The sequence below is a fragment of the Streptomyces sp. NPDC102270 genome (genome assembly GCF_044766405.1).
Classification (GTDB): domain Bacteria; phylum Actinomycetota; class Actinomycetes; order Streptomycetales; family Streptomycetaceae; genus Streptomyces.
The window spans coordinates 132953-158979 of record NZ_JBIWLX010000004.1 but is presented as its reverse complement, the minus strand read 5'-3'; the positions used below and the strand labels follow the sequence as shown (position 1 = coordinate 158979).

At 72.2% G+C, this 26027-nt stretch carries 19 protein-coding genes and 1 riboswitch; of the genes, 11 read left to right on the top strand and 8 right to left on the bottom strand.

The annotated features are described in order from the left end of the window. Positions 1-42: 42 nt before the first annotated feature. Positions 43-570: a DoxX family protein gene (locus tag ACIRP7_RS08505; protein ID WP_403655394.1), complete on the top strand. Its 528-nt coding sequence runs from the start codon at positions 43-45 to the stop codon at positions 568-570. Positions 571-603: 33 nt separating this feature from the next. Here ACIRP7_RS08505 and ACIRP7_RS08500 read toward each other — a convergent pair whose 3' ends face one another. Together ACIRP7_RS08500 and ACIRP7_RS08495 are read right to left on the bottom strand one after the other, a co-directional pair. Beyond that, complete coding sequence (locus ACIRP7_RS08500) at positions 604-873, bottom strand: hypothetical protein (protein WP_403655392.1); 270 nt, start codon at positions 871-873, stop codon at positions 604-606. Then, complete coding sequence (locus tag ACIRP7_RS08495; protein ID WP_403655390.1) at positions 860-2329, bottom strand: PspC domain-containing protein; 1470 nt, start codon at positions 2327-2329, stop codon at positions 860-862. The genes ACIRP7_RS08500 and ACIRP7_RS08495 overlap by 14 nt, the downstream gene beginning before the upstream one ends. Positions 2330-2471: 142 nt before the next feature. Between ACIRP7_RS08495 and ACIRP7_RS08490 the strand changes: the two genes are divergently transcribed. Together ACIRP7_RS08490 and ACIRP7_RS08485 are read left to right on the top strand one after the other, a co-directional pair. Continuing rightward, positions 2472-3800, top strand: a complete 1329-nt coding sequence (locus ACIRP7_RS08490; protein WP_403655388.1) for a PspC domain-containing protein — start codon at positions 2472-2474, stop codon at positions 3798-3800. Continuing rightward, positions 3797-4507, top strand: coding sequence for a response regulator transcription factor (locus ACIRP7_RS08485; protein WP_352389156.1), 711 nt, complete (start codon positions 3797-3799; stop codon positions 4505-4507). Before ACIRP7_RS08490 ends, ACIRP7_RS08485 begins: the two co-directional genes overlap by 4 nt. A 3-nt stretch (positions 4508-4510) precedes the next feature. On the opposite strand, the gene ACIRP7_RS08480 is transcribed toward ACIRP7_RS08485, so the two are convergent. Then, positions 4511-5572 (bottom strand): NlpC/P60 family protein, encoded by a 1062-nt coding sequence (locus ACIRP7_RS08480; protein ID WP_403655385.1) that lies wholly within the window; start codon positions 5570-5572, stop codon positions 4511-4513. Positions 5573-6030: 458 nt separating this feature from the next. Here ACIRP7_RS08480 and ACIRP7_RS08475 point away from each other — a divergent pair, with 458 nt between their 5' ends. Continuing rightward, the gene (locus tag ACIRP7_RS08475) at positions 6031-6384 is read left to right on the top strand and encodes a hypothetical protein (protein WP_403655383.1); all 354 of its coding nucleotides are present in this window, start codon (positions 6031-6033) and stop codon (positions 6382-6384) included. A gap of 40 nt (positions 6385-6424) precedes the next feature. Here the strand turns inward: ACIRP7_RS08475 and ACIRP7_RS08470 are convergent, their stop codons facing one another. Further along, complete coding sequence (locus tag ACIRP7_RS08470) at positions 6425-7570, bottom strand: NlpC/P60 family protein (protein ID WP_403655381.1); 1146 nt, start codon at positions 7568-7570, stop codon at positions 6425-6427. A gap of 8 nt (positions 7571-7578) precedes the next feature. Beyond that, a riboswitch (cyclic di-AMP (ydaO/yuaA leader) is annotated at positions 7579-7724 on the bottom strand. Between the two features lie 311 nt (positions 7725-8035). Here ACIRP7_RS08470 and pcrA point away from each other — a divergent pair. Beyond that, the gene (gene pcrA / locus ACIRP7_RS08465; RefSeq protein ID WP_403655379.1) at positions 8036-10519 is read left to right on the top strand and encodes a DNA helicase PcrA; all 2484 of its coding nucleotides are present in this window, start codon (positions 8036-8038) and stop codon (positions 10517-10519) included. A 31-nt stretch (positions 10520-10550) separates the two neighbouring features. On the opposite strand, the gene ACIRP7_RS08460 is transcribed toward pcrA, so the two are convergent. After that, entirely contained in the window at positions 10551-12086 is a 1536-nt protein-coding gene (locus ACIRP7_RS08460; RefSeq protein WP_403655377.1) for a M23 family metallopeptidase, read from the bottom strand. A gap of 311 nt (positions 12087-12397) precedes the next feature. Next, positions 12398-13261, bottom strand: coding sequence for a lipase family alpha/beta hydrolase (locus tag ACIRP7_RS08455; protein ID WP_403655375.1), 864 nt, complete (start codon positions 13259-13261; stop codon positions 12398-12400). Between the two features lie 560 nt (positions 13262-13821). Here ACIRP7_RS08455 and ACIRP7_RS08450 point away from each other — a divergent pair. Then, complete coding sequence (locus ACIRP7_RS08450) at positions 13822-14238, top strand: cobalamin B12-binding domain-containing protein (RefSeq protein ID WP_403655373.1); 417 nt, start codon at positions 13822-13824, stop codon at positions 14236-14238. A 336-nt stretch (positions 14239-14574) separates the two neighbouring features. Here the strand turns inward: ACIRP7_RS08450 and ACIRP7_RS08445 are convergent, their stop codons facing one another. Together ACIRP7_RS08445 and ACIRP7_RS08440 are read right to left on the bottom strand one after the other, a co-directional pair. Beyond that, positions 14575-16197 (bottom strand): DUF5691 domain-containing protein, encoded by a 1623-nt coding sequence (locus ACIRP7_RS08445; protein WP_403655371.1) that lies wholly within the window; start codon positions 16195-16197, stop codon positions 14575-14577. A gap of 41 nt (positions 16198-16238) precedes the next feature. Next, a complete protein-coding gene (locus ACIRP7_RS08440; RefSeq protein WP_403655369.1) occupies positions 16239-17594 on the bottom strand; it encodes an SWIM zinc finger family protein in 1356 nt (451 codons plus the stop codon). A gap of 157 nt (positions 17595-17751) precedes the next feature. Here ACIRP7_RS08440 and ACIRP7_RS08435 point away from each other — a divergent pair, with 157 nt between their 5' ends. The 5 genes from ACIRP7_RS08435 to ACIRP7_RS08415 form a co-directional block, all read left to right on the top strand. Beyond that, positions 17752-18882 carry an AAA family ATPase gene (locus ACIRP7_RS08435; protein WP_403655367.1) on the top strand — a complete coding sequence of 377 codons (1131 nt, stop codon included), beginning with the start codon at positions 17752-17754 and terminating at the stop codon, positions 18880-18882. 258 nt (positions 18883-19140) lie between these two features. Then, on the top strand, positions 19141-21756 hold the full coding sequence (locus ACIRP7_RS08430) for a DUF5682 family protein (RefSeq protein ID WP_403655942.1): 2616 nt from the start codon (positions 19141-19143) through the stop codon (positions 21754-21756). A 271-nt stretch (positions 21757-22027) separates the two neighbouring features. Next, positions 22028-23299: a VWA domain-containing protein gene (locus ACIRP7_RS08425; RefSeq protein WP_403655940.1), complete on the top strand. Its 1272-nt coding sequence runs from the start codon at positions 22028-22030 to the stop codon at positions 23297-23299. 224 nt (positions 23300-23523) lie between these two features. After that, entirely contained in the window at positions 23524-24525 is a 1002-nt protein-coding gene (locus tag ACIRP7_RS08420; protein WP_403655365.1) for a hypothetical protein, read from the top strand. 172 nt (positions 24526-24697) lie between these two features. Next, positions 24698-26027 (top strand): hypothetical protein (locus tag ACIRP7_RS08415; protein WP_403655363.1); only part of this gene is annotated, 1330 nt, incomplete at its 3' end.

The window sequence follows — 26027 nt, the reverse complement described above, 5'->3', positions numbered from 1 at the left end:
GGTGAGGGGTCTCGGCACGCTGGTGAGAGGCGGCTCGAAGCGATGACTCACAGTTTCCGTACGGACACGCACGCCCCCTACTACGACGATCAACGGTCCTGGCGGGACAGCATCGGCCAGTACGCCCTGCTGCCGTTGCGGCTCTTCCTCGGTGTCACATTCATCTACGCCGGCCTGGACAAACTGACCGACAGTGCCTTCATGAAGGGCTCCGGCTCGGGCTCCGTCGGCGACATGATGCGCAGCGTCCGGGACTCCTCGGCCATCCCCGCACTGGTCGACCTGTCCTTGAAGAACCCCGTCGGCTTCGGCTACGCCATCGCCTTCGGGGAACTCGCCGTCGGTATCGGCACCCTGCTCGGCATCCTCGCCCGCCTCGCCGCACTCGGCGGTGCGCTGATCTCGCTCAGCCTGTGGCTGACCGTGAGTTGGGCCTCCGACCCCTACTACTACGGCAACGACCTCGCCTATCTGATGGCCTGGCTGCCTCTCGTCCTCGCTGGGGCCTCCGTGTTCTCCGTGGACGCAGTCTGGCAGGGTCGACGGCGGCGATCGGGTGGTTATCGGTAGCTCCGGCCGACGGAGCTGATCAGTGGTCGGTGGTCAGCGGGTGACGGGCGGCTGAGGTGTCTGGTCGGCCTCCGGTGCGGTGGTCGTACGGCGGCTGTCGCGGCGGTTGTCGTGGTGGTGGCGCACGGCACGGGTCAGCAGGCCCACTGCGCCCGCGAGGCAGAGGCCGCCGACGACCATGGGGATCACCGCGAACCACGGGGTGTCCCAGGCGCCGCCCGCGTCACCGGCGTAGGTGATGCCCGCGACGGTCAAGAAGAGGCCGGCGATCAGTTTTCCCGGCTGGAACTCATGACGCAGCACGGCTCACCTCCGCCTGGCCGATGCCCACCCGTAGGTCTATGTCGAGGGTGGCGGTGTTCTTCGCGTCCGAAACCGGTTTCAGGGTGATCTCCTTGCGCTTGCCCGGTGCCACGTCCACGTCCGCCTGGTCGTCGCCCGGCAACTGGATGTCGCCCACTCCCACGTCGATGACCGCTTTCACCGTCACGTCCGGCGGCACGATCACCACCAGCCGGCCCACTCCGACGTCGGCCTGGGTCGTCACCGTCCGGCCCTTGGTGAAATCGACGCGGGACAGGTCCAAGGTGCCTACTCCGGTGCCGAGTTCGTACTGCGCGCGGATGTTCTGTGTCGCTGCCGGTGTCCAGTTCGTGCGGACCCAGTGCGTGGTGATGTCCTTCGGGAGAGCGGCCGAGGTGGCGAGCAGGCCCGCTGTGACGATCGCCAGGAAGACCGAGCCCGCCCCGGTGCGGCCCAGGAAGGAGCTGGTCGCCATGCCCAGGCCCAGGACGATCAGCGCGCAGGACAGGCCGGTCTGCAGGCTGGTGCCCAGGGCGTGGTCCTGCCAGGTCGCCCCGGTGCCGAGGCCGCCCGCCAACAGGGCGAGCAGGAAGACCCAGCCGCCGATCCAACGGGGGCCGCGGGGCTTCGGCGGGCGGATCCGGGCCGCGTCGATGTCCTCGCGCCGGCTCCAGGAGACGCCCCGGCCGATGTTGACGGCCGCCGCGATGTCACGGTCGCGGGAGTCGCTCGGGCCCCACAGATAGCCCGTGCCACCGACGTGGGTGCCGTCCTTGACTATGGGGTCGCGCCACCAGGACGGGTAACCGGCCGGCACCGGTGGGGCCTGGGCCTCCGGCGGGGCGTCGGCGACGGCCTGGGCGGCGAGCGGGTCGGGGTCCGGGGTGCCGCGGTTGCGCGACCAGTACCCCGCGCCCGCGAGGAGCAGGGAGAGCACCACGGCGAAGGCCAGCACGCTGGTGTTGCTCAGCATGGTGAGGAACACCCCGCAGCCGACCAGGGCGAAGAGCACGCCGGTCAGGGCCTGGCCGTCCACCCGGCCGGTGAGCAGCTTGCGCACCTCGTTCTCCTCCTCGTCCTCGTACGGGACGAAGAGCCAGGCGAAGCCGTAGAAGATGAGACCTATGCCGCCGGTCGCCGACAGCACGGCGAGCGTGATCCTGAAGATCACCGGGTCCATGTCGTACTGCCGCCCGAGTCCGGCGCACACCCCGGCGAGCAGCTTGTGCCGTCGGTCCCGCCGGAAGCGCGGGGGCGCCGGGGGCGCGTCCTCGACGGGCGTGTCCTGAGGGGTGACGGTGGGCGGGGCCGGTGTGCCTCCTTCTCTCCGCGTGTCCGCCCGCCCGTGCGCGCCCGAAGCCCGGCCGGTGCCCGCGGCCGGGCCCGCGCCGGGGCCGGTGCCCGGGTCCGGGCCTCCGCCGGATCCGGCGCCCACGGCGTGCTGGTGATCTGTCATGTGTCCATGGTGACGGGCGCCGGGGCGGGACGGGAGTCGGAACGACCCTGGTCGGACCCTGATATCGGCCCTGAGAGGGGGGAGGGAGGTGTTCGCAAGACGCGCCGTTCGAAGATCAGGGGAGTCTCGGGGGACAACCCTGATGCCCCCGCACTGCGGCCGTGTGACCATCGATGGCATGCCGGAAGCCGCAGCAGCGCCCCTCGTCGAACCGCGGCCGCCGCGCAAGCTCTACCGCAGCAGTGACGGACGCTGGCTGGGTGGTGTGGCGCGGGGGCTCGCCGGGCACCTCGGGCTGCCCGTGATCTGGGTGCGGCTCGTCTTCGTCGGCCTGTTCATGGCAGACGGGCTCGGCGCGTTGCTGTATGCCGCGTTCTGGTTCTTCGTGCCGCTCGGCATCGGCGGGGTCGGCGGCCAGAAGCCCCCGTCCCTGGTCACCACCGAGACCTCGCCGGACGGCCGCCGCAGACTGGTCGCCCGCCGCCCGGACAAGGGCCAGATCGTGGCCCTGCTGCTCATGGTCGTCGTGGCCATGGTCTTCGTCGGCAATGTCAAGGTGGGCAATGGCGCCAAGGCCTACCTCTGGCCGGCCGTTCTGGTCGGCGCGGGCGTCGCCCTCGTCTGGCGCCAGGCGGACAACGCCCGCCGGGCCCGCTGGATGGAGGTGGGCCGCCGTCGGCGCACCCTGACGCTGCTGCGTGCCGCGGGCGGAGTCCTCCTCGTCACCGCGGGCGTCTCCGGGGTCTTCGTCCTCCAGGGCTCCACCGCCCACCTCGGCTCCGTCCTCCAGGCGGCCCTCGCCGTCCTCGTCGGGATAACGCTCCTCGCCGGGCCGTATCTCGTCCGCATGACCCAGGACCTCTCCGAGGAGCGCCTCATGCGCATCCGTGCCCAGGAGCGCGCGGAGGTCGCGGCCCACGTCCACGACTCGGTGCTGCACACCCTGACCCTGATCCAGCGCAACGCGGAGAACGCGAGCGAGGTGCGCCGCCTGGCCCGCGCCCAGGAGCGCGACCTGCGCACCTGGCTCTACAAACCCGAGGGCACCGGCAAGGACGAGGCCGACGAACCCACCGACCTCGGCGACGCCGTGCGGCGCAACGCGGCCGAGGTCGAGGACAAGCACGGCGTCCCCATAGAGGTCGTGGTCGTCGGCGACTGCCCGCTCGACGAGAGAACCGGCGCACAGATGCAGGCCGCGCGTGAGGCGATGGTCAACGCCGCCAAGTACGGTGGCGAGGGTGGCGCCGTACAGGTCTACGCCGAAGTCGAGGGCAGGACGGTCTTCGTGTCCGTCCGGGACCGCGGCCCCGGCTTCGACCTCGACTCGATACCCGCCGACCGGATGGGTGTCAGAGAATCGATCATCGGCCGCATGGAGCGCCATGGCGGCACGGCCCGGCTGCGCGCGGTGCCGGGCGGCGGCACGGAGGTCGAGCTGGAGATGGAGAGGGCGGAGAAGACGTCATGAGCGACGAGGCGAATGGCACGACGGAGGTCACCGGGGGCGCGGCCGAGCGCCGGGTGCGCGTGGTCCTCGTCGACGACCACCGCATGTTCCGTACGGGCGTCCAGGCCGAGATCGGCCGGACCGAGGAGACCGGCGTCGAGGTCGTCGGGGAGGCCGCCGACGTCGACCAGGCCGTCACCGTCATCACCGCGACCCGTCCCGAGGTCGTTCTCCTCGACGTCCATCTCCCGGGCGGCGGAGGAGTCGAAGTGCTGCGCCGGTGCGCCCCGTTGATGGCCGACGCCGAGCAGCCCGTCCGCTTCCTCGCCCTGTCCGTCTCGGACGCGGCCGAGGACGTGATCGGAGTGATCCGGGGCGGTGCGCGCGGCTATGTGACGAAGACGATCACCGGCACGGACCTCGTCAACTCCGTCTTCCGCGTCCAGGAGGGCGACGCCGTCTTCTCGCCGCGCCTGGCCGGCTTCGTCCTGGACGCCTTCGCCTCCACCGACGCCCCGCCGGTCGACGAGGACCTCGACCGCCTCACCCAGCGCGAGCGGGAGGTGCTGAGGCTCATCGCGCGCGGTTACGCCTACAAGGAGATCGCCAAGCAGCTGTTCATCTCGGTGAAGACGGTCGAGTCCCATGTCTCCGCGGTCCTGCGCAAGCTCCAGCTCTCCAACCGCCACGAGCTGACCCGGTGGGCGACGGCCCGGCGGCTCGTCTGACACTCACACCACCCGCGTCGCGCCCGCGAACGGCATCTGGTCGATGGGCGCCACTCGCACCGGTGCCGACGGGTTCGGAGCGTGGATCATCTGCCCGTTGCCGACGTACATGCCGACGTGGCTGATGCCCGAGTAGAAGAACACCAGGTCGCCAGGGAGGAGTTCGGAGCGGGCGACGCGTCTGCCCGCGTCGATCTGGGCGTAGGTCGTGCGGGGCAGGGAGATGCCCGCCGAGCGGTAGGCGGCCTGGATGAGCCCCGAGCAGTCGAAGGCGTCCGGACCGGTGGCACCCCAGACATAGGGGCTGCCGAGCTTGGCGTAGGCGTAGGAAACGGCCGCTGCGGCGCGGGAGTTGGGGGCCGCCGTAGTGGCAGCGCCGGGGGACGTCAGTTCCTCGCGTGCACCCGTGGTGGCCCGTGAGGCGCGATCCCCGTCGGCGCCGAGCACCGCCCGTTCCTCGGCCGACAGCTGGGACATCAGGCGACGGGCCGCGCCCAGTTTGCCGGTGATCGTCTTCTTGTGGCGCTTCAGCTCCGCCTGGCGCGACTTCAGGGAGGCCAGCTCGATGTGCGCGGCCCCGCGCAGCTGTTCGATCTCCCGCAGCTGCCGGCGTACGTTCGCCACGGAGGTGGCCTGGCGGTTGCCGGCTCGTTCGGCGAACTCGGCGCTGTCCAGGTACCGGTCGGGGTCGTCGGTGAGCGCGAGCTGCATCGCGGGGTCGAGGCCGCCGCCGCGGTACTGCGCCGCGGCCATCGAACCCAGCGCGTCCCGCTCCTCGTTGAGCTGTTCCGTCCTGCGGGCCGCCTGGTCCCGCAGGCTGTCCAGCCGGGTCTCGGCCGCCTTGGCCTTCTCCTTCGCGCCGTTGTACTTCTCGGTGGCCGACTCGGCCTCCTGGTACAGCTGGTCCACCTTCGCCTTGACCTGCGCCGGTGTGAGCTGCGGCTCGGCGTGTCCGATCCCGTCGAAGCCCGTCGCGGTCGCCGCCCCCGCGAGGGCGATGGTCGCTGCCGTACGGACCGTATGGCCGCCGGCCGAGCGGCTGCGGGGCTTGCGGTGCGCTGCCACGTGGACTGCACGTCCTTTCCTGCGATCGCCCGCCCCGGGGCTCCGGGACGTACGAACGCCAGGGATGAGCGGCCGTACGACCCGCCCGGGGCGGTGTGCGCGTCCGGCGACGGCCCGCACAGGGGGAGCAGGCCGCCGCCGGACCTTCTCGGCGGTGGTGGCCGACTGCCGCCCCTGGCCCGGGCGGCGGTGGGGAGCCGGTCACCTGAGGGAGGACGCTAAACCTGAGCGTGTCCGGGAGGTAACGCGTTGTGCGGAACTGCCGCCAGGGGACCGCCGGGTGACCGAAGGTGACCGTGATGCCGGGGTGGCGCCGTCGACTTCGCGCGGTGCGCTGACCGAAGTAGGGATTCCGGAGCGCACGGCAGGCGTGGAGTGCTAAAGGCCGCATATATGCGAGATCCGTTCACAGGGCCCGGTGCGCGTGCCCCTCGGGCTCCGGCATAGGCTCCGGCCTCATGGACGTACTCATCCATCTCTTCGTCGGCCTGCACATCATCGGCATCGCCGCGCTGCTCGGCGGCTTCCTCACCCAGATGAAGGCGATGGGCCAGGGCGCCGCCCGGTTCGTCCCCGCGATGCTGCACGGCGCCGCGACGATGCTGGTCACCGGGATGATCCTGGTCGGCCTCAACCAGGCCGACGACCAGCACGTCAACAACATCAAGATCGGCGTGAAGCTGGCCCTGCTGATCGTGATCCTCGGCCTCGTCTATGTGAAACGGGACGACGAGAAGGTGGACAAGGGCCTGTTCGGCCTGGTCGGCGCGCTGACCTCGGCCAACATCTTCATCGCGGTGCTGTGGACCTGACCGCGGTACGGGCGGAGCCGACCGCACCGCCCCGACGGCCTCAGGCGGGGCGCACCACGCTGTGGATCCCCGACTCACCGTCGTAGTAGATCGACTCCTCGCGGACGTACGCGCCCGGCTTGGGGGCGTGGATCATCATGCCGTTGCCGATGTAGAGACCGACGTGGCTGATGTCGTCGTAGAAGAAGACCAGGTCACCGGGTTGGGCGTCGGCCAGGGAGACCGTGGTGCCGGCACCGACCTGGTCGTAGGTGACGCGGGGGAGGTCGACGCCGGCGGCCTTCCAGGCGGCCTGGGTGAGCCCTGAGCAGTCGTAGGAGTCGGGGCCGGTGGCGCCCCAGACGTACGGCTTGCCGATCTGCGCGCGGGCGAAGGCGAGGGCCTTGGCGGCCCTGGTGGCGTACGAGGAGTCGGCCGCCGTCGACGTGCTCACCTGCGGGCCGGTGGCCTTCTGGGCGGTCTCCTGGGCGGCCTTCTCCGCCGCCTCCTGCTGCCGCGCCAGCTCCGCCGCCCTGCGGGCCGCCTCCTGCTGCTCGCGCTTCTCGATCGCCGCGAGACGCGCCTTCTCCTGGGCGGTCAGTTCCGACAAAAGCTCGCGCGCGTCGGCGAGCTTCTTCTGGACGGTCGCCTTGGCGGTCCTCAGGTTGCTCTGCGTGTCGGTGAGCGCCTGAAGGCTCTGGGAGGCCTCCTGGCGCTTCTTCATCGCCGCGGACTGCTCGGAGACGTAATCGTCGACCGCGCCCTTCTGGCGGCTCGTCAAGCGGCCCATCAGCTGCGTCTGGTCGAAGTAGTCCTGCGGGGTGTCGGCGAGCAGGAAGGTCGCCGTGTCGGGCGCGGCGGCACCGGTGCGGTACTGGGCCGCGGCGAAGGAACCGAGTTCCTCCCGTGCCTCGTTGAGCTTCTGGGTGCGCTGGGCGACGTCCTCCAGGAGCGTCTCGACCTGCTTGCGCTGCTTGGCCGTTTTCTCCTTGGCCGCGTTGTAGGTGTCGGTCGCCGACTCGGCCTGGCGGTAGAGGTCGTCGACCTTCTTCTCGACCTCTTCGAGACTCGGCTTGTCATCGGCCGGCGCGGCGTTCGCCGACTGGGACAGCAGGGCCACGGAGGTGAGGGCGGCCGTCGCGAAGGCCGGGGTCCGTATGCCTGCTGCGCGCGTACCGACGGGACGCGACTTGCGGTGCGACGCCAAGGGAGGCGACTCCTTCCGTGCTCCGCCTACCGGGTTAGCTGTCGGGTTCGGGCGGGAAGGGTTGCCCTACGGCGCTCCCGTGGGCGGGAGTCGGCCGATTCACCCCGGGTTCGGTGGGTCCCCGGCTCCGGGCGCGCGGCGGCGCCTGCGGACTCGGCGGAGGCCGTGCGGCCCGGCGACGTTCGCCGGAGGGGGTCGTACGGCCTGCCCGGAACGGTAGCCAACGGGTGTGGCCCATGTGAAGGTTGCTGGTCGATATGCCCGATACATTTTCGTGACCTTCGTCGCGGGCGTCGCTCCATGGCGGGGATTCGGGGTGATCTGTCGTGGTGAGGGGGTGTTCGCCGTTCCTGGCGCTCCGGGCACGGCACGTCGGTCCGGGGCCCGTCACGGACCGTGACGGCAGGGTGGATGTTCTCAGGGCGGCGGCGGGCTGTCAGTGGGGCACCCTAGACTCGGAGAGCGATGAGCAGCCTCTTTGACGACAGCTTCCTGGCGGACCTCCAGGCCCCTCGCGGGCATGCGGAGGAGCCCCCGCCGCCGCCCGAGGACGACCACGTGCCGGAACCCGTTCCGGACGACCTGTTCGGTGGGAAGTTCGACGTGCCCCCGGACCGGGACGCCTACTACCGCGACGGCGCCCCGCGCCCGGTGGTGGACCCGGCCGCGCTCCTGGAGGGGCTGAACGAGAACCAGCGCGCGGCCGTCGTGCACTCCGGCACCCCGCTGCTCATCGTGGCCGGCGCCGGTTCCGGCAAGACCCGGGTGCTCACCCACCGCATCGCCCACCTCCTCGGCGAGCGCAATGTCCACCCGGGCCAGATCCTCGCGATCACCTTCACCAACAAGGCCGCGGGCGAGATGAAGGAGCGCGTCGAGCAGCTCGTGGGCCCGCGCGCGAACGCGATGTGGGTCATGACCTTCCACAGCGCGTGCGTGCGGATCCTGCGGAGGGAGTCGAAGAAGCTCGGGTTCACCTCTTCCTTCTCGATCTACGACGCCGCCGACTCCAAGCGGCTCATGGCCCTGGTCTGCCGCGATCTGGACCTCGACCCCAAGCGCTACCCCCCGAAGTCCTTCAGCGCCAAGATCAGCAACCTGAAGAACGAGCTGATCGACGAGGAGGACTTCGCCGCCCAGGCCACCGACGGCTTCGAGAAGACCCTCGCCCAGGCCTACGCCATGTACCAGTCGCGCCTCCGCGAGGCGAACGCCCTCGACTTCGACGACCTGATCATGACGACGGTCAACCTGCTCCGGGCGTTCCCCGACGTCTCCGAGCACTACCGCCGCCGCTTCCGGCACGTCCTCGTCGACGAGTACCAGGACACCAACCACGCGCAGTACGCGCTGGTCAGGGAGCTGGTCGGGACCTCCGAGCACCCGGTGGACGTGCCGCCGAGCGAGCACGACCTGCCGCCCGCCGAGCTCTGTGTCGTCGGTGACGCCGACCAGTCGATCTACGCCTTCCGCGGCGCGACCATCCGCAACATCCTCCAGTTCGAGGAGGACTACCCGGACGCGACGACGATCCTCCTGGAGCAGAACTACCGCTCCACCCAGACGATCCTCACCGCCGCCAACGCCGTCATCGAGCGCAACGAGTCGCGCCGCCCCAAGAACCTGTGGACCAACGCGGGCGCGGGCGCGCGCATCACCGGCTATGTCGCCGACACCGAGCACGACGAGGCGCAGTTCGTCGCCGACGAGATAGACCGCCTCACGGACGCGGGTGACGCGAAGGCCGGCGATGTCGCCGTCTTCTACCGCACCAACGCGCAGTCCCGTGTCTTCGAAGAGGTCTTCATCCGCGTCGGCCTGCCCTACAAGGTCGTCGGCGGCGTCCGCTTCTACGAGCGCAAGGAGGTCCGGGACGTCCTGGCCTACCTGCGCGTTCTCGCCAACCCGGAGGACTCCGTGCCGCTGCGCCGGATCCTCAACGTCCCCAAGCGCGGCATCGGCGACCGGGCCGAGGCGATGATCGACGCCCTGTCCCAGCGCGAGAAGATCAGCTTCCCGCAGGCACTCAAGCGCGTCGACGAGGCGTACGGCATGGCCGCGCGCTCGACCAACGCCGTGAAGCGGTTCAACGTGCTGATGGAGGAGCTCCGTACGATCGTCGAGTCCGGCGCGGGCCCGGCGACCGTCCTGGAAGCCGTCCTCGAACGCACCGGCTATCTCGCCGAGTTGCAGGCCTCCACCGACCCGCAGGACGAGACCCGCATCGAGAACCTCCAGGAACTCGCCGCCGTGGCCCTGGAGTTCGAGCAGGAGTCCGGCGAGGGCGAGGAGACCGGCTCGCTCTCCGACTTCCTGGAGCGGGTCGCGCTCGTCGCCGACTCCGACCAGATCCCCGACGAGGACGAGGACGGCTCCGGCGTCATCACCCTGATGACCCTGCACACCGCCAAGGGCCTGGAGTTCCCGGTCGTCTTCCTCACCGGCATGGAGGACGGCGTCTTCCCGCACATGCGCGCCCTCGGCCAGACGAAGGAACTGGAGGAGGAGCGGCGCCTGGCCTACGTCGGCATCACGCGCGCGCGTGAGCGGCTGTACCTGACCCGGTCCTCCCTGCGCAGCGCGTGGGGGCAGCCGTCGTACAACCCGCCCTCCCGCTTCCTGGAGGAGATCCCGGCGCAGCACGTGGACTGGAAGCGCACGGGGGCGGCCGGCGCTCCTGCGGGGCCGGTCTCGGGGGTCGCCGCCTCGCTGTCGTCGTCCCGTTCCCGCTCCTCGGCGTCGGGCGCGTCCGGCTTCGCGACGCGCAGGACCTCGGAGAAGCCGGTGGTGTCCCTGGCAGTCGGCGACCGTGTCACCCACGACCAGTTCGGTCTGGGCACGGTGGTCGGGGTGAAGGGCACGGGCGCGAACGCCGAGGCGACGATCGACTTCGGGGAGGCCAAGCCGAAGCGGCTGCTGCTGCGGTACGCGCCGGTGGAGAAGCTGTAGCTCCGCAAAGGGGCGGGCTGGGTCCGAGAGGTTACGTCGGGTCCAGCCCGTGGCTGCGCAGCCACGGCAGGGGGTCTATGGCCGAACCGCCTGCGGGGTGCACCTCGAAGTGCAGGTGGGGTCCGGTCGAGTTGCCGGAGTTGCCGGAGTAGGCGATCGGGTCGCCGGCTTTGACCGTCGTACCGGAGGCGACGCGGTAGCTCGAGAGGTGGCAGTACCACGTCTCGGTGCCGTCCTTCGCCGTCACGACCATCATGTTGCCGTACGCGCTGTTCCACTGCGTCCGGACGGTGCCGTCGGTCGCGGCCAGCACCGTCGTGCCGTACGACACCGGGAAGTCGATGCCGGTGTGGACGGACATCCAGTTGACGCCGGCCTGGCCGAAGTAGGCGCTGAGCCCCCGCTGCGCGACCGGAAGCGCGAACTTCGGGCGCAGCCGCTCCTTGCGGGCCGCCTCCTCCGCAGCTTTCCTCTTCTCGGCCAGTTGCTGGGTCTTGAGGTCGATGCGTTCCTGTGTGCGGCTGGCCCGGTCGGCGAAGTCGTCGGCACCGGCCCTGAGGCTCTCGAGCTGGGTGTCCAGCTTGTTGTTCGCGATGGCCGGCTTGACGGCGCTCGTGTCCGCGAGGGTCGTCGAGGTGTCTTTGTCGTCGCCGGTCAGCGTGCCGACCGAGGCGGCGGCGATCCCGGCGACCCCCATGACACACGCCGAGGGGACGGCGATCGTCAGCAGCGCGGAGCGCTTGGCGGGCATACGGCGGCGGGAGCGGCCCGCGTTGCGCGCGGCGACGCGGGAGCCGGGGGCGGGCGCCGCGGCTCGGGGGGCCTCTTCCTGGTCGTCCAGGAGCGGGGCGTCGGCGTCGAGGACGGCGGGCATCTCGCCGGTGTCGGTGGTGGCCGTGTCCGTAGTGGCGTTCGACTCGCCGTCGTGCAAGGTGTGTTCGGCGTAGGCGTCGCCGTAAGGGTTCGCCTCGCCGTACGCGTGGGTCTCGTCGTACCCGGCCTGCTCGAAGGTGGCGGTCGGCTGCGGGTCGGCCGCCGTGCCGTCGGAGTTCCACTGCGTGGCGTCGTACGTCCCGGTGTCGAAGGCCTGCGTGCCCCATTCCCAGTGCTGGGTCTGGTCGGCCGGGCCCGCGGACTGGTCGGGCTGGTGCCAGGAACTGGCGTCCCACTGTCCGCTGTGATCGACGCTGCGGGCCTGCGGCGGGATCGCGGCGAGCTGCTGCTGGTCGGCGCCCCACTGCGTGGCGTCGTACGCGCCGGTGTCGTAGGCGGCGTGGTGCTGGGCCGCGTACATGTCGTAGTTCAGGGTCTGGTGACCGCCGGTGTTCCACGTCGAGGAGTCGTACGAACCGGTGGTGTCGGCCGGCATGTTGCCGAAGAGCGGGTCGGTCTCGAAGGTGCCGGTGGCGTGGGCGCCGGTCGTGCCCAGGGCGTCGAAACCAGTGGCGTCATAGCCGCCGTACGTGGTGAAGTCGCCGTACTGGGCCTCCTGGGTGCCGTACGACGAGTCGGCGTCGGAGGCCGGAGCCGGGGTGGTCATGGTCCCCGACGGGTGACGGTCGTTCACCAACTTCTCTTTCGCCTCGACAACAGGGGCTGCCAGAGCAGTGCGGTGACTGTACCCGGCGGTATGCGGGCGCGACAATCTTCAACTGGTTTTGGGCGCGCAGGAAACGGGCATTCGGACGTGTTTCGGGGGAGCGCGGGCTGGACTTTGGCTCTGTGTTCGAAGAGTGTTCGATGTTGGTCCGTGGTCAGTCGGCTGTCGGAGCGCTGTCGGAGGCCTGTGTGACGCGCTGGCGGCGGACTGGGTGAGGAGCGGTCGGCGGACTGGGTGAGGAGCAGTTGGCGGCTGGTGTCCGGTGGCCGATACGACCGTTACGCCACGGTCAGTCCGCCCGCGCGGCCGGCCGTCTCCTCCCCGGCTCGCGCGGTGTCGAGCACCTGCCGTATGCCGTTCGCGACGGCGGGATGCACGGGCAGGGCGAGATGCCCGATCCCGCTCACCCGGACGTTCTCCACCATCAGGTCCTCATGGTCGATGCAGGCGGTCTCCAGCGGATCCATCAGGTGGTCGAGGTCGCTCCAGAAGCTGACGAAGTGCGTACGGCAGCCCGGGGCCGGCTCAGTGAGCTCCTCGAGCAACTCCGAGCCGGGGCGCATCTGGCGCACGATGGGGTGCGCGTTCGCCAGTGGCGCCACCCGGGTGCCCGAGTGCGGGGTGCCGAGCGTCACCAGCGTGCGGACCCGGGTGTCGCCGCCGAGACGCTGCACGTAGTACCGCGCGATCAGGCCGCCGAGGCTGTGCCCGACGACGTCGACCCGCTCGCTGCCCGTGCGCTCGCAGATCCCCTCTATGTGCCGGCCGAGGAGCTCAGCCGCGGCGCGGATGTCGCAGGTCAGCGGGGAGTAGTTGAGCGACTCGACCTGCTGCCTGCCGTGCTGGGCGAGGCTGCGGCGCAGGAGCACGAAGACCGAACGGTTGTCGATGAAGCCGTGCAGCAGGACGACCGGGGGCTTGGCCTCCGTCGGCAGCTGTGCGGCGCCGTCCTCCGGGAGCGGGGGCAGGGGGGAACGGCGCTCCTGGACGATGCCGGACGGATACAGGAGGAGATGTCCCGCGAGGATCGCGATCTCGAGCGTGGTCGCCTTCAGGAGGGCCAGGGAGAGTCCCGCCAGCCTGCCGGGAAGCAGACGCTGGCAGAGCGGGAGAAAGGGCAGCAGCGCCTTGGTGACCTTCATGGCCGACCTCCTGTCGGCACACGGGAGGACAGCTCCGTCCCCCGTGTGCGCTCGTGGGGAGTCGCGGCGAAGGTCGCCGGCGCCGACATGGCGCGAGTGGGGCGCGGAGGGTGGGTACGGCGGTCGGCGCTCGGTTCCGGGGCCACCGGGCGGGCCGGCGGCGCTGACAGAACCGGTGGTGCGGGCGATGCCGACGGTGCCGGTGCGGTTTCCGGTCGTATCGGTGGTGCCGATGCTGCTGACGGTGCTGGTGGTGCGCCGGTGACGTGACGAGCCGCCCTGTCGGTGTGGCGACGAGGCTCCCCGCTGTCGTGCCTTACCTGTCCTACGTGCCCTTCGTGCCGTCGCCGGCGCGCCGCGCCCCCGTGGCGCGCGGCCTGCGGCGCGGCGGTGCGGCGACCTCGTTGCGGCTCCCGAACGTGTCCCACCATATGATTTCCCCCTCGGTGCCCACTGCGAAACAGCATGGTGCGAGATGGCGGCGATAACGTTCGTTCACATTCCCGGTCTGTGCGGTACTAGTCGGCAGGAATGGACGCAGTCGCTTCATGGAGGCAGTGATGGGTGTGACAGCCGGTCCGATCCGCGTAGTGGTGGCCAAGCCGGGCCTCGACGGTCATGATCGCGGAGCCAAGGTGATCGCGAGGGCGCTGCGCGACGCGGGCATGGAGGTCATCTACACCGGCCTCCACCAGACTCCCGAGCAGATCGTCGACACGGCGATCCAGGAGGACGCCGACGCGATCGGTCTCTCCATCCTCTCCGGCGCCCACAACACGTTGTTCGCCGCGGTGATCGACCTGCTCAGGGAGCGGGATGCCGCGGACATCCTGGTGTTCGGCGGCGGGATCATCCCGGACGGGGACATCCCTGCGCTGAAGGAGAAGGGGGTCGCGGAGATCTTCACGCCGGGGGCGACGACCCAGTCGATCGTGGACTGGGTGCGGGCGAATGTGCGGCAGCCGACGGGGGCGTAGGGGGCGCGTGCAGGGGTTGGATGCCGGGTGCGGGCCGGTGGGGGCCGGTCGCGCAGTTCCCCGCGCCCCTCAGCGGGTGCCGTCACGCGTGCCCGGCCGTACCCCGGCCTGGGCGCCGGGCTGTAACGGCGGCGGCTCCGCGGCGGGACGTGGTCGGCCGCGAGAACCTGCAGCCCCGACGAACCGGCAGCCGGGACGAACCGGCAGCCGGGACGAACCGGCAGCCGGGACGAACCCGCAGCCGCCCGGGCGGCATGATGTGGCGCCCGGCACCGGTTAGGACGAACTTGCACCGCCGGACGGCATGGCCTGGCGCCCCGTTGCCCGCCTGCGTGCCTAGGCGTCCCCCAGCTCCTCCGTCATCGCCGCCCGCAACCGCAAGGTCGTCACCAGCCGCTGGAACGCCTCGGCCCAGTAGCCCCCCGCCCCGGGACTCGCGTCCTCTCCCTCGTCCGGCACCGCCATCAGTCCCTCCAGGCGCCCCGCCTCGGCCGGATCGAGACACCGCTCCGCCAGCCCCATCACCCCGCTGAAACTCCACGGGTAACTCCCCGCGTCCCGGGCGATGTTGAGCGCGTCGACCACCGCCCGCCCGAGTGGCCCGGCCCACGGCACTCCGCACACTCCCAGCAGCTGAAACGCCTCGGACAACCCGTGCGTCGCGATGAACCCGGCGACCCACTCGGCCCGTTCGGCGGAGCCCAACGTCGCCAGCAGCTTGGCCCGCTCCGCCAGTGACACCGCCCCCGGCCCCCCGGCCTCCGGCGCCGCAGGGGCTCCGAGCAGCGCCCGCGCCCACCCGGCGTCCCGCTGCCGTACGGCGGCCCGGCACCACGCCGCGTGCAGTTCGTTCCGCCAGTCGTCCGCCACCGGCAACACGACGATCTCCTCGGGCGTCCGCCCACCGAGCCGCCCCGGCCACACCGCCAGCGGCGCCGCCTCCACCAACTGCCCGAACCACCACGACCGTTCCCCCCGCCCCGAGGGCGCCTTCGCCACGACGCCGTCGCGCTCCATGCCCGGGTCGCACTCGTGCGGCGCCTCGACGACGATCGTCGGCGTGTCCTGGGTGTGGTCGACGGCCACGCACGCCCCGGCCCGGACCGCCATCCGCGCCGCCAGCGCCGAACCCGGCAGCGCGGACAGCAACTCCGCGGCCGTGGCCCGTACGTTGCGGCTCCGGTCGGCCAGTGCCTGCTCCAGGAACGGCTCGTCGTGCGGCCCCAGGCCCGTCCGCAGCGAGTCGAGGAACATCAGCCGGTCCTCGGCCCGCTCGGTCGCCCAGGTCGCCGCGAGCAGCTCGCGCGCGGCGGCGGGCTCCCGGGCCCGTATCGCCCCGAGAAGGGCCACCCGCTCGGCGAACAGGCCTTCCTCCCAGAGACGTCGGATCCCCGCGGTGTCCTGCGGCGGCGGCAGCGCCGCTCCGCCGCCGGGTGTCGCCCGCAGCGCGAATCGCCAGTCCGGGTTCAGCCGGGCGAGCCAGATGGCACGCGAACCCGCGAACGCCAGTGCTGCCGGCCGCAGGTCCGTACGCCCCCGGGCCGCGTCCAGCAACGCGGGCAGCAGCTCCGCAGGGGCCGCGTAGCCGCGGGCGTTCGCCGCCGAGAGCCACTGCGGGAGCAGCTCCACCAGATCCGGTGCCGTACCCCTGCGGCCGCCGCCGCCCGTGCCCGGCCGGTCGGCGAGCAGCATCGCGAGCCGGCGGGCCGCCGCCGCGGGCAGGGGAGGGCGCGGGTCCTCGGGCGCAGGCTGCGGCCGCTGTGCCGCCCGCGCGGGCCTGAGCCCGGCCCGCCGCCGTACGGTCTCCACGGCCGCGGCGTCCAGCAAGGCCACCGGCGCCTCGGGACCGGGCGGGATGCCGGGCGGTGTGCGCCGGGCGGTGCCGAGCAGGGCCGAGGTGACGAGCTCCTCCCAGGCGTCCGACGCGGAGGGTTTGGCCGTAGCGGAGGTCCTGTCCATGCGGTTCCTTTCCGTCCGGTCGGCTGCTGGGTCGGTTCCGTTCAGCACAGTCGCACCGCCTCGCCCGCGCCCTCGGGCCACGCCGTCAGCGGGGTGAAGCCGCGGTGGCCGCATTCGCCGAAGACCTTCACCGGGGCCCCGCCCGAGAGCGCGACCAGGCGCCACAGGCCCGGACGGGAGCCACCGGAGGCGGTGAGCGGCAGGGCCGAGTCGCCCTCGGCGTCGGCCAGTTGCCAGGAGTTCCCGTCCGGGGCCGGTATCACCCGGTCCAGGGTCACGGGGACGGAGTCGAGCCAGGGGTCGTCCCGCAGCGCCGCCCCGTACTGGGCGGCCGCCTGCTCGGTCGTCACTCCGGGTGGGCGGGTCGCCGAGGGTGCGGGCGGCGCGAACTGCTCGCCGAGCGCCGCCCGCAGCTGACCGGTACCGGGGTAGGCGGACACCTCCGCCTCCAGCTCCAGCCCCACCGGCAGCGCCAGTTCGGGAGCGCGGCCGGCCGCGCCGTAGGAAAGGAGCAGGGCCGTGCGGCCCGAGTCCGTGCCGTGCAGCCAGATCCGGCGGGTCGTCAGACGGGCGTCCGCCGTGTCGTACTGGGCGAGCACCAGCCAGCGGTCCCGGATTCCGGGGCCGTCCGCCGAGGCGGGCAGGCCGATCCGGGAACGGACCGTCGACGCCAGACCGTCCGGCAGCCGCTCGCGGCGCAGCCAGCCCTGGTCGAGAAGGTGGATGAGGGCGCACTCCTCCAGCAGCCGCACCGGCCAGCCCGGACCGGACGACGGGATCGACCCCAACTCCCGCACCCGGCCGGCGAGTCCCGGCGCCTGGGCGTCGACCATGCGCGCGGCCGTCTCCTCCCACATGCCGTATCCCGCCTGCTCCGCCCCCGCCAGACCGCCCCGCAGCAGGTCCGCCAGCCGCTGCTCCAGCTCTGTCGCCCCCGCCGTGATCCGCACGGCCCGGCGCTCCGCCCTGCGCCGCGCCGCCTCCGGATCACCGGCCCCGGCGCCCGAACCCGCCGCGTCCGCCGTCCCCTTCTCCTGCGCCCGCTGCCTTCTCCCCGCTATCCACTGCTCCGCCCAGTCCGGTGCCCGGCCCGGCGGCACCGCTCCCTCCCCGCCGGCCCAGAGCAGCAGCAGCCCGAGCGCGTGTTTGCACGGGAACTTGCGGCTCGGGCAGCTGCACTTGTACGCCGGACCCGCGGCGTCCGCGACGTCGATGACCGTCTGATACGGCTTGCTGCCACTGCCTTTGCACAGCCCCCACACCGTCCCCTCGTCGGAACTCCCCGCCTCGGACCATGGCCCGGCCGCGCCGAGTTTGCTTCCCGCTTTGCGTGAGGCGGCGTCAGGAGCCAGTGCCAGCACCTGATCCGCCGTCCAGCGCACCCCCTGCTGAGTCATGTCATCGAAGGTAGATCCCCCCACTGACAATCGGCCCCGGACCGACGGCCGCTCCAACCCCCGTGAGCGCGTTTCCGCAGGTCGGATCGCATTGTCAGTGGCGTGGTGCACGGTTGGTGACAGATCCGAACCGGCCGAGCTGGAGGGGGCCTCAGCCATGTCTGTGTCTGTTGAACCGACGAACGTGGAACCGAAGCAGGGATCACCGGCCGAGGCGTTGCGGCCGCATGCCGAGGAAGCCTTCGCCGGTGAACTCGCCGCGCTGGCCGCGCAGGACGACCGCCCGCGCCCGGTCCGCTGGAAGCTGTCGCCGTGGGCGGTGGCGACGTACCTCCTCGGCGGCACCCTGCCGGACGGCACGGTGATCACTCCGAAGTACGTGGGCCCGCGGCGCCTGGTCGAGGTCGCCGTCACCACCCTCGCCACCGACCGCGCCCTGCTCCTGCTCGGCGTGCCCGGCACCGCCAAGACCTGGGTCTCCGAACATCTCGCCGCTGCGGTCAGCGGCGACTCGACCCTGCTCGTGCAGGGCACGGCGGGCACCCCGGAGGAGGCGATCCGCTACGGCTGGAACTACGCACAGCTGCTCGCCAACGGCCCGAGCCGTGCCGCGCTCGTGCCCAGTCCCGTGATGCGGGCCATGGCGGAGGGGATGACGGCCCGGGTCGAGGAGCTGACCCGTATCCCTGCCGACGTGCAGGACTCGCTGATCACGATCCTGTCCGAGAAGACGCTGCCGATACCGGAGCTGGGCCAGGAGGTGCAGGCGGTCCGCGGCTTCAACCTCATCGCCACGGCCAACGACCGCGACCGCGGGGTCAACGACCTCTCCAGCGCCCTGCGTCGCCGTTTCAACACGGTGGTGCTGCCGCTGCCGGAGAGTGTCGAGGCCGAGGTCGACATCGTCTCGCGCCGCGTCGACCAGATCGGCCGCTCCCTGGACCTGGCGGCCGCGCCGGACGGCATCGCCGAGATCCGCCGGGTCGTGACGGTCTTCCGCGAGCTGCGCGACGGGATCACGTCCGACGGCCGTACGAAGCTCAAGTCACCCAGCGGCACGCTGTCGACCGCCGAGGCCATCTCGGTCGTCACCAACGGTCTCGCCCTCGCCGCCCACTTCGGTGACGGCGTCCTGCGGGCCGGAGACGTCGCCGCGGGCATCCTCGGCGCCGTCGTCCGCGATCCGGTTGCCGACCGGGTCATCTGGCAGGAGTACCTGGAGGCGGTCGTCCGCGAGCGGGACGGCTGGAAGGACTTCTACCGGGCCTGCCGGGAGGTCAGTGCGTGAGAGATGGCCCGGGGTTCGTGCTGAGGGGAACCCGGAGACAGGGGGGGCGGTCATGACGGGCGGTCGTGACGGGTGTGGAGCGGGGCGGCGGCAACGGGACCGGGCGGGGCGGAGAGGACGACTCCGAGTGGCCATGGAGGGGAGGGGTTCGGTGTGACGGGTGTGAGTGAGGTCGAGAGCGGGGCGGCGAGCGGCTCCGCAGAGGCCGGGGCCGGGGACGGGGGGCTGGTCGACGTGGGCGTTCATGGCGGTGAGGGGGTGGCCGACGCCGGCGTTCGGGGGAGCCGGAGGTCCGGCGCCGGGCCGTTGCTGCTCGGGGTGCGGCATCACGGGCCCGGGTCGGCGCGGGCGGTGCGGGCGGCGCTGGACGCGGCCCTGCCCCGGATCGTGCTGATCGAGGGGCCGCCCGAGGCCGACGCGTTGATTCCGCTGGCCGCCGAGGAGGACATGCGACCGCCGGTGGCACTGCTCGCCCATGCCGTGGACGAGCCCGGCCGTTCGGCGTTCTGGCCGCTGGCCGAGTTCTCCCCGGAGTGGGTGGCGATCCGCTGGGCGCTGGAGCACGAGGTCCCGGCCCGTTTCGTCGACCTGCCGGCCACGCACACCCTGGCGTGGGGGAGGGACGTGGCGGACGAAGGGCCGACGGACCGACCGGACGAGCCCGCCGCCGAGGGATCGGACCCGAGTGGGCCCGAGAAGCGGCCTGCTCCGGCCGACGAGAACGCCGCCCCGGGGGAAGCGGAGCCCTCTTCCACCAGTGGGAACCCACCTCCGGGCGACCAGCCCGACCTTCACGACGCCGTCCGTGTCGACCCGCTCGGGGTGCTCGCCGAGGCCGCCGGATACGACGATCCCGAGCGGTGGTGGGAGGACGTCGTCGAGCACCGGGGAGCGGGGCAGGGTGACGTGTTCGAGCCGTTCACCGTGCTGGAAGAGGCGATGGAGGTGTTGCGGGAGACGTACGGGACCGGCGGACACGACCGGGACCTCGTGCGGGAGGCGTACATGCGGCTCCAGTTGCGGGCCGCCCAGCGGGAGTTCGGGGACGACGTGGCCGTGGTGTGCGGGGCCTGGCATGTGCCGGCGTTGCGGCGGAAGAGCACGGTCGCCGGCGACAAGGCGCTGCTGAAGGGGCTCCCCAAGGTCAAGGCGGACATGACATGGGTGCCGTGGACACACCGCAGGCTCTCGCGGCACAGCGGCTACGGCGCCGGTATCGACTCGCCCGGCTGGTACGGGCATCTGTTCGGCGCGCCGGACCGGCCCGTCGAGCGGTGGCTGACCAAGGTGGCGGGGCTGCTGCGCGACGAGGACCGGATCGTGTCCTCGGCGCACGTCATCGAGGCCGTACGGCTGGCCGAGACGCTCGCGGCGATGCGCGGCCGGCCCTTGCCCGGCCTGAGCGAGACGACCGACGCGGTGCGGGCGGTGATGTGCGAGGGCTCGGACGTGCCGTTGGCGCTGGTGCACGACCGGCTGGTGGTCGGGGACGTCCTGGGGGAGGTGCCGCAGGCGGCGCCCGCGGTGCCGTTGCAGCGGGATCTCGACCGGATCCAGCGGCGGCTGCGGCTCAAACCGGAGGCGCTGGAGCGGGAGTTGGAGCTGGACCTGCGCAAGGAGAACGACGCCGGGCGCAGCACGCTGCTGCACCGGCTGCGACTTCTGGGCGTGGCGTGGGGTGAACCGGCCGCCTCGCGGGGGAGCACGGGCACGTTCCGCGAGACGTGGCGACTGCGGTGGGAGCCGGAGCTGTCGGTGCGGGTCGCCGAGGCGGGGGTGTGGGGCACGACCGTGCTCTCCGCCGCGACGGCCAAGGCGGAGGCGGACGCCGTCTCCGCGCCGGGACTCGCCGACGTCACCGCCCTCGCCGAGCGCTGTCTGCTGGCCGAACTCCCCGACGCCCTGCCCACGGTGATGCAGATACTCGCCGACCGCGCCGCTCTGGACGCGGACGTCGGCCACCTCGCCCAGGCCCTGCCGGCCCTCGTCCGTTCCCTGCGCTACGGCGATGTGCGCGGTACCGACACCGGCGCCCTGACGGAGGTCGCCGCGGGCCTCGCCGAGCGGGTCTTCGTCGGCCTGCCCCCGGCCTGTGCCGCGCTCGACGCGGAGGCGGCGGAGGAGATGCGGCGTCATGTGGACGCGGTGCACGGGGCGGTGGGGCTACTGGGTGAGGTGGCTTCTCCCGAGGACGCGGCCTCGGGTTCGGAACCGGGCGGCAGGGGGGACGCGCCGGTTCCGGCTCACCACGGTCTCCGTGGCCGTTGGCAGGCCGTGCTCACGGTGTTGTCCCTGCGGGACACCGTGCCCGGTGTCATACGCGGGCGGGCGGTCCGACTGCTGCTGGACGATGGGGAGTTGGCGCAGGACGAGGCGGCTCGGCTCATGGGGCTCGTGCTCTCGCCGGGGACGGAGCCGGGAGACGCGGCCGCGTGGATCGAGGGTTTCGTCGGGGGCGGGTCCGGCGGCGGAATGCTTCTCCTGCACGACGAGCGGCTGCTCGGACTCGTCGACGCCTGGCTGACCGGGGTGTCGGCGGAGGCGTTCACTGATGTGCTGCCGCTGCTGCGGCGCACGTTCTCGGCGTACGAGCCAGGAGTGCGGCGGACCTTGGGCGAACTGGTCCGGCGGGGCCCGGGCCAGCGGGGGAGCGCGGCGGGAGCCGGTTCCGGGATACCGGGTTTCGGGGCCGACCTCGACAGCGACCGGGCCGACGCCGTGCTGTCGGTGGTGCGGCTGCTGCTCGGCTTGGACGACAACCACGACGACAACCACGACGACAACCACGACGACAACCACCACGACAACCACGACGACGACCACGACGACGGCTTGGCGCACGACGACAACGACCTTGCGGGGGTGGCGGGATGATGACCGAGGTATCGCGGACACCGCGGGGCGGGGCAGGCAGGGCGGCAGCCGCCGCGGTCGGGGACGGGCGCGAAGTCCCACCCGGGAGGACAGGGTCCCGGGCGAAGCACGGCTCGGTGACGAGCGTGGCCGTGGTCCCGCTCTGGGACCGGTTCCGGACGGGAGAGCGGGCATGACGACCGATCCGAACGACCTGACGGCACCGGCGGCAGCGGCGACACCGGCGACACCGAGGACGACGGAACCCGCCACGGGTCCGGGGCACGCGCAGATGGATATGGAGAGGCAACCGGCCGGGGAGCCGGCCGCAGCCCCAGCCCCAGCCCCAGCCGCCGCCCCGGCACGGTCGTCGGTCGGCACGGCAGCCCTGTCTGCCTCCTCCACCGACCCCGCCGGCCCCGCCGACGAGCGGCTGCGGCGTTGGCGGCTTGTGCTGGGCGGGGAGGCGGCCGACGGCACCGGGTGCGCACTCAGTGCACAGGATGCCGCGATGGACGGAGCGTTGGCCGCGCTCTACGGCCGGGGAGACGGGAAGGGACAGGCGGGCAAGGAGCGTTCGGCGGGCCTCGGGGCCTCGGCACCGTCGGTGGCGCGATGGCTGGGGGACATCCGGACGTACTTCCCGTCCTCCGTCGTCCAGGTCATGCAGCGGGACGCCATCGACCGGCTCGGGCTGTCCACCCTGCTTCTCGAACCGGAGATGCTGGAGGCGGTCGAGGCCGACGTACACCTGGTCGGCACGCTGCTCTCGCTCAACAAGGCGATGCCGGAGACGACGAAGGAGACGGCCCGGGCCGTCGTGCGGAAGGTCGTCGAGGATCTGGAGAAGCGGCTCGCCACCCGCACCCGCGCCACGCTCACCGGCGCCCTCGACCGCAGCGCCCGGATCAACCGGCCGCGCCACCACGACATCGACTGGAACCGCACGATCTCGGCCAACCTCAAGCACTACCTCCCGGAGTACCGGACGATCGTGCCCGAGCGGCTCATCGGCTACGGCCGGGCCTCGCGGTCGGTGAAGAAGGAGGTCGTCCTCTGCATCGACCAGTCGGGCTCGATGGCGGCGTCCGTCGTCTACGCGTCCGTGTTCGGGGCGGTGCTGGCGTCCATGCGGTCGATCGACACACGGCTCGTCGTCTTCGACACGGCGGTCGTCGACCTCACCGACCAGCTCGACGACCCGGTGGACGTACTCTTCGGCACGCAGCTCGGTGGCGGCACGGACATCAACCGGGCGCTGGCGTACTGCCAGTCGCAGATCACCCGGCCCGCGGAGACGGTGATGGTGCTGATCAGCGACCTCTACGAGGGCGGCATACGCAACGAGATGCTCAAGCGGGTCGCGGCGATGAAGTCGTCCGGGGTGCAGTTCGTGACGCTGCTCGCGCTGTCGGACGAGGGGGCGCCGGCCTACGACCGGGAGCACGCTGCCGCGCTCGCCGCGCTGGGTGCACCGGCTTTCGCCTGCACGCCCGACCTGTTCCCCGAGGTGATGGCGGCGGCCATCGAGAAGCGGCCGCTTCCGATACCGGACCCGGTGTGAACCCGGGCTCCCTGTTGGCGATTTGTCGACCCGGTGACCTGCGGCTTCACCCAGCAAAACGGACATGACTACGCATCGGTAACAGGGGGGTTGCGCGACCTCGGGCACCCCGTGCAAGGATCGGCTTTCTCCAGAGTCTTCACCCTTCCCCTCCGTTTCCCTTGCGCCTCCGCTCCTTTTTGCTTCGCTCGCTTCGTTCCGCCGCACGGAAGGACCTGCCCCTCGTGACCTGGTCAGCAGCCTTTCCCGGTGCCACCGTGCGCGTGCTGCGCGCGGTGGTGGGACGGCGAGCGCTGCAAGTGGGGCTGCTGGTGGGCGGGTTGTTCGTGCTCGGCTTCCTCTGCGGGGAGCAGGCGCAGGCGGCGGACGGCATCGGGGCGTTGCCGGGCAGGACGGTCGGTCAGCTGGTGAAGCCCCCGGCGGAGCCGAAGTTCACGCCGCACATGGCCATGGACACGACCACGACCACGACCACGGATACGGCAAAGGCTGGCGCTCCCCAGCCGGTTGCCGCCAAGCCCGGCGCCGATGCCCCCACCCACCCGTCCGACGACAAGGTGCTTCGCCCGGTGACCGAGGACGTCGTCGGGGCCGTGGTCAGCGGTGTCGTGCAGCCGGTCGGAGAACTGGTCGGGACGGTGACCACGGGGCTGACCGAGACGGTCGGGATACCGGCGCAGCCCCCGCTGCCGGGGTGGCCGACGATGGCGCAGTTCCCGGAGTCCCCGTCGTGGCCGACCCTGCCGACTCTGCCGACCGTGCCGAGTGCTCCCACGGTGCCGGGCCTGCCCGCGGTCCCGGGCCAGACCTTGCCCGCACCCGCCCCGGTCACCTCGGCGCCGCAGCCCCAGTCGGACGATCACGCGGCGGGGAAGTCGGCCGGTGACGAGGAATCGGCGGACGGTGGTGGCGTGTACGGGCCGCGGTTCGCCGGCCACGGCACCGTGACCGAGTCCGTCGCGCGCCCCTCCGCCCACCGCACCACCTCCACCCCTACCTCCACCTCCGCCGCCCACGCGCCCGCGCACCAGGCGCCCTCCGACAACCGGGGCGGAGCCCTGGGCGGCAAGTCGGCGGTGGACAGCGGCTCGTCGCGACACACCGACGCGCATGCCATCACCCCCGACCAGCGGGCGCCGCTGCGGCTCGTGGCCGGTGCCGCCGCGAGCGTCGACGCGGCCGGGACCCGGGACAGGCACCGGGACATCCCCGTCTTCCCCGGCTAGGACAGACCTTCCCCCGCCGACCTGCCGCGCGGGGGAGGAACAGGTCTGCCCCAGCCGTTCGGACACCCCCCAGATCTCCTCAGATCTCCGGACGGATCCCCCTGGAGCCCTATGGCTCCGGATGTCCCCAAGCCTCTCCAGGCCTCCCAAGATCCAGGGATCTGACGCACTCATGAACAAGAACATCCGCCGTTCCCTCGTCATAGCCGCCGGTGTCACCGGTGCGTGGGCACTCGGTTCCGCCGTGGCCGACGCGGACGAACTCCCGGCCACCGCCCTCTCCGCGACGGACACCGCGTCCGACACGACCACCACGGTCACCGACACGCTCGACGGCACGGTCGCCGACGCGACCACCACTGCGCGAAAGACGGCAACCAGCACCACCGATCAGGCCGGCCGTCCCGCAGACACGACGGCCACCGTGGCCCCGAAGGTGTCCCAGGCCGCCAGGGCGAAGGTGTCCAAGGTGAAGGGCGCCGCGGCCATCCAGGGCGCGAAGGCGGCCCGGGCCGCGCAGGCCGAGGCGCAGGCGAACGCCGCGCAGGCAGCCGCCGCGAAGGCCGCCAACGTCCCCGACGCAGCCGTATCCGCCGCGCGCCGCACACCCACCACCCCCCAGCACGGCGTCGACTACCTCTTCGGCCCTCTCTCCGCCTTCGCCCCCGAGGAGAGCCGGATCACCGACGTCTCCGCCGTCCCCGGCACCGTCACGCCCGTCGTCGACCAGACGGGCGCGGCGATGGTGCCGCCCGTCGTCACTGCCGCCGTGGACGGTGTCCTGCCGGTCGCCCAAGAGGTCATGCCCGTCGTCGGGCGAACCGTGGACGGCGTGCCCCCGGCCGTCACCGGTGCGGTGGCCGACGTGACGCCGGTCGCCGGAGGCGCCGTGGGTGGCGCGACCACGCTGGCGTACGGCGTCGTCGGGGACGTCTTCCCGGTCGTGGGCGGCACGGTCGCCGGAGTCGGGGGGATCCAGGACGGCGTGTCCGGGTACGCCACCGGCACGGTCATCGGCGTACGCCCGGTCGCCGACGCCGTCGTCGCCGACGTGCCGCCGTACGCCGCCGGTCTTGTCGGGCAGGTCGCCCAGGACACCACCGACGCCGTGCTGCCGCCGGTCGTGAACACCGCCGTGCACGGCGTCGTGCCGGTCGCCGGGCAGGCCGTCGCGGACGCGGGCACCCTGGCGTACGGCGTCACGCAGGACGTCCGGCCCTTCGCGACCGAAGTCACCGGCGACGTCCCGTCGCTCGCGTACGGCGTGGCGGGCCACACCACCGACCTGGCGTATGGCGTCGCGGGCGAGGTCCCGGTCTTCGCGCACGGTGTCGCCGGGGCCGTTCAGCCCGTCGTCGGCACGGTCACCCGCACGGTCGAGCCGGTGGCCGGCAGTGCGACGGCGTTGGCGTATGGCGTCGCGGGCGAGGTCCCGGTCTTCGCGCACGGTGTCGCCGGGGCCGTTCAGCCCGTCGTCGGCACGGTCACCCGCACGGTCGAGC

Bases quoted from the DNA above. Each gene is read 5' to 3' on its own strand.
- ACIRP7_RS08505 (WP_403655394.1), top strand. From the start codon at position 43: ATGACTCACAGTTTCCGTACGGACACGCACGCCCCCTACTACGACGAT.
- ACIRP7_RS08495 (WP_403655390.1), bottom strand. From the start codon at position 2,329: ATGACAGATCACCAGCACGCCGTGGGCGCCGGATCCGGCGGAGGCCCG.
- ACIRP7_RS08490 (WP_403655388.1), top strand. From the start codon at position 2,472: ATGCCCCCGCACTGCGGCCGTGTGACCATCGATGGCATGCCGGAAGCC.
- ACIRP7_RS08485 (WP_352389156.1), top strand. From the start codon at position 3,797: ATGAGCGACGAGGCGAATGGCACGACGGAGGTCACCGGGGGCGCGGCC.
- ACIRP7_RS08475 (WP_403655383.1), top strand. From the start codon at position 6,031: ATGGACGTACTCATCCATCTCTTCGTCGGCCTGCACATCATCGGCATC.
- pcrA (WP_403655379.1), top strand. From the start codon at position 8,036: ATGAGCAGCCTCTTTGACGACAGCTTCCTGGCGGACCTCCAGGCCCCT.
- ACIRP7_RS08455 (WP_403655375.1), bottom strand. From the start codon at position 13,261: ATGAAGGTCACCAAGGCGCTGCTGCCCTTTCTCCCGCTCTGCCAGCGT.
- ACIRP7_RS08450 (WP_403655373.1), top strand. From the start codon at position 13,822: ATGGGTGTGACAGCCGGTCCGATCCGCGTAGTGGTGGCCAAGCCGGGC.
- ACIRP7_RS08445 (WP_403655371.1), bottom strand. From the start codon at position 16,197: ATGGACAGGACCTCCGCTACGGCCAAACCCTCCGCGTCGGACGCCTGG.
- ACIRP7_RS08440 (WP_403655369.1), bottom strand. From the start codon at position 17,594: ATGACTCAGCAGGGGGTGCGCTGGACGGCGGATCAGGTGCTGGCACTG.
- ACIRP7_RS08435 (WP_403655367.1), top strand. From the start codon at position 17,752: ATGTCTGTGTCTGTTGAACCGACGAACGTGGAACCGAAGCAGGGATCA.
- ACIRP7_RS08425 (WP_403655940.1), top strand. From the start codon at position 22,028: ATGGATATGGAGAGGCAACCGGCCGGGGAGCCGGCCGCAGCCCCAGCC.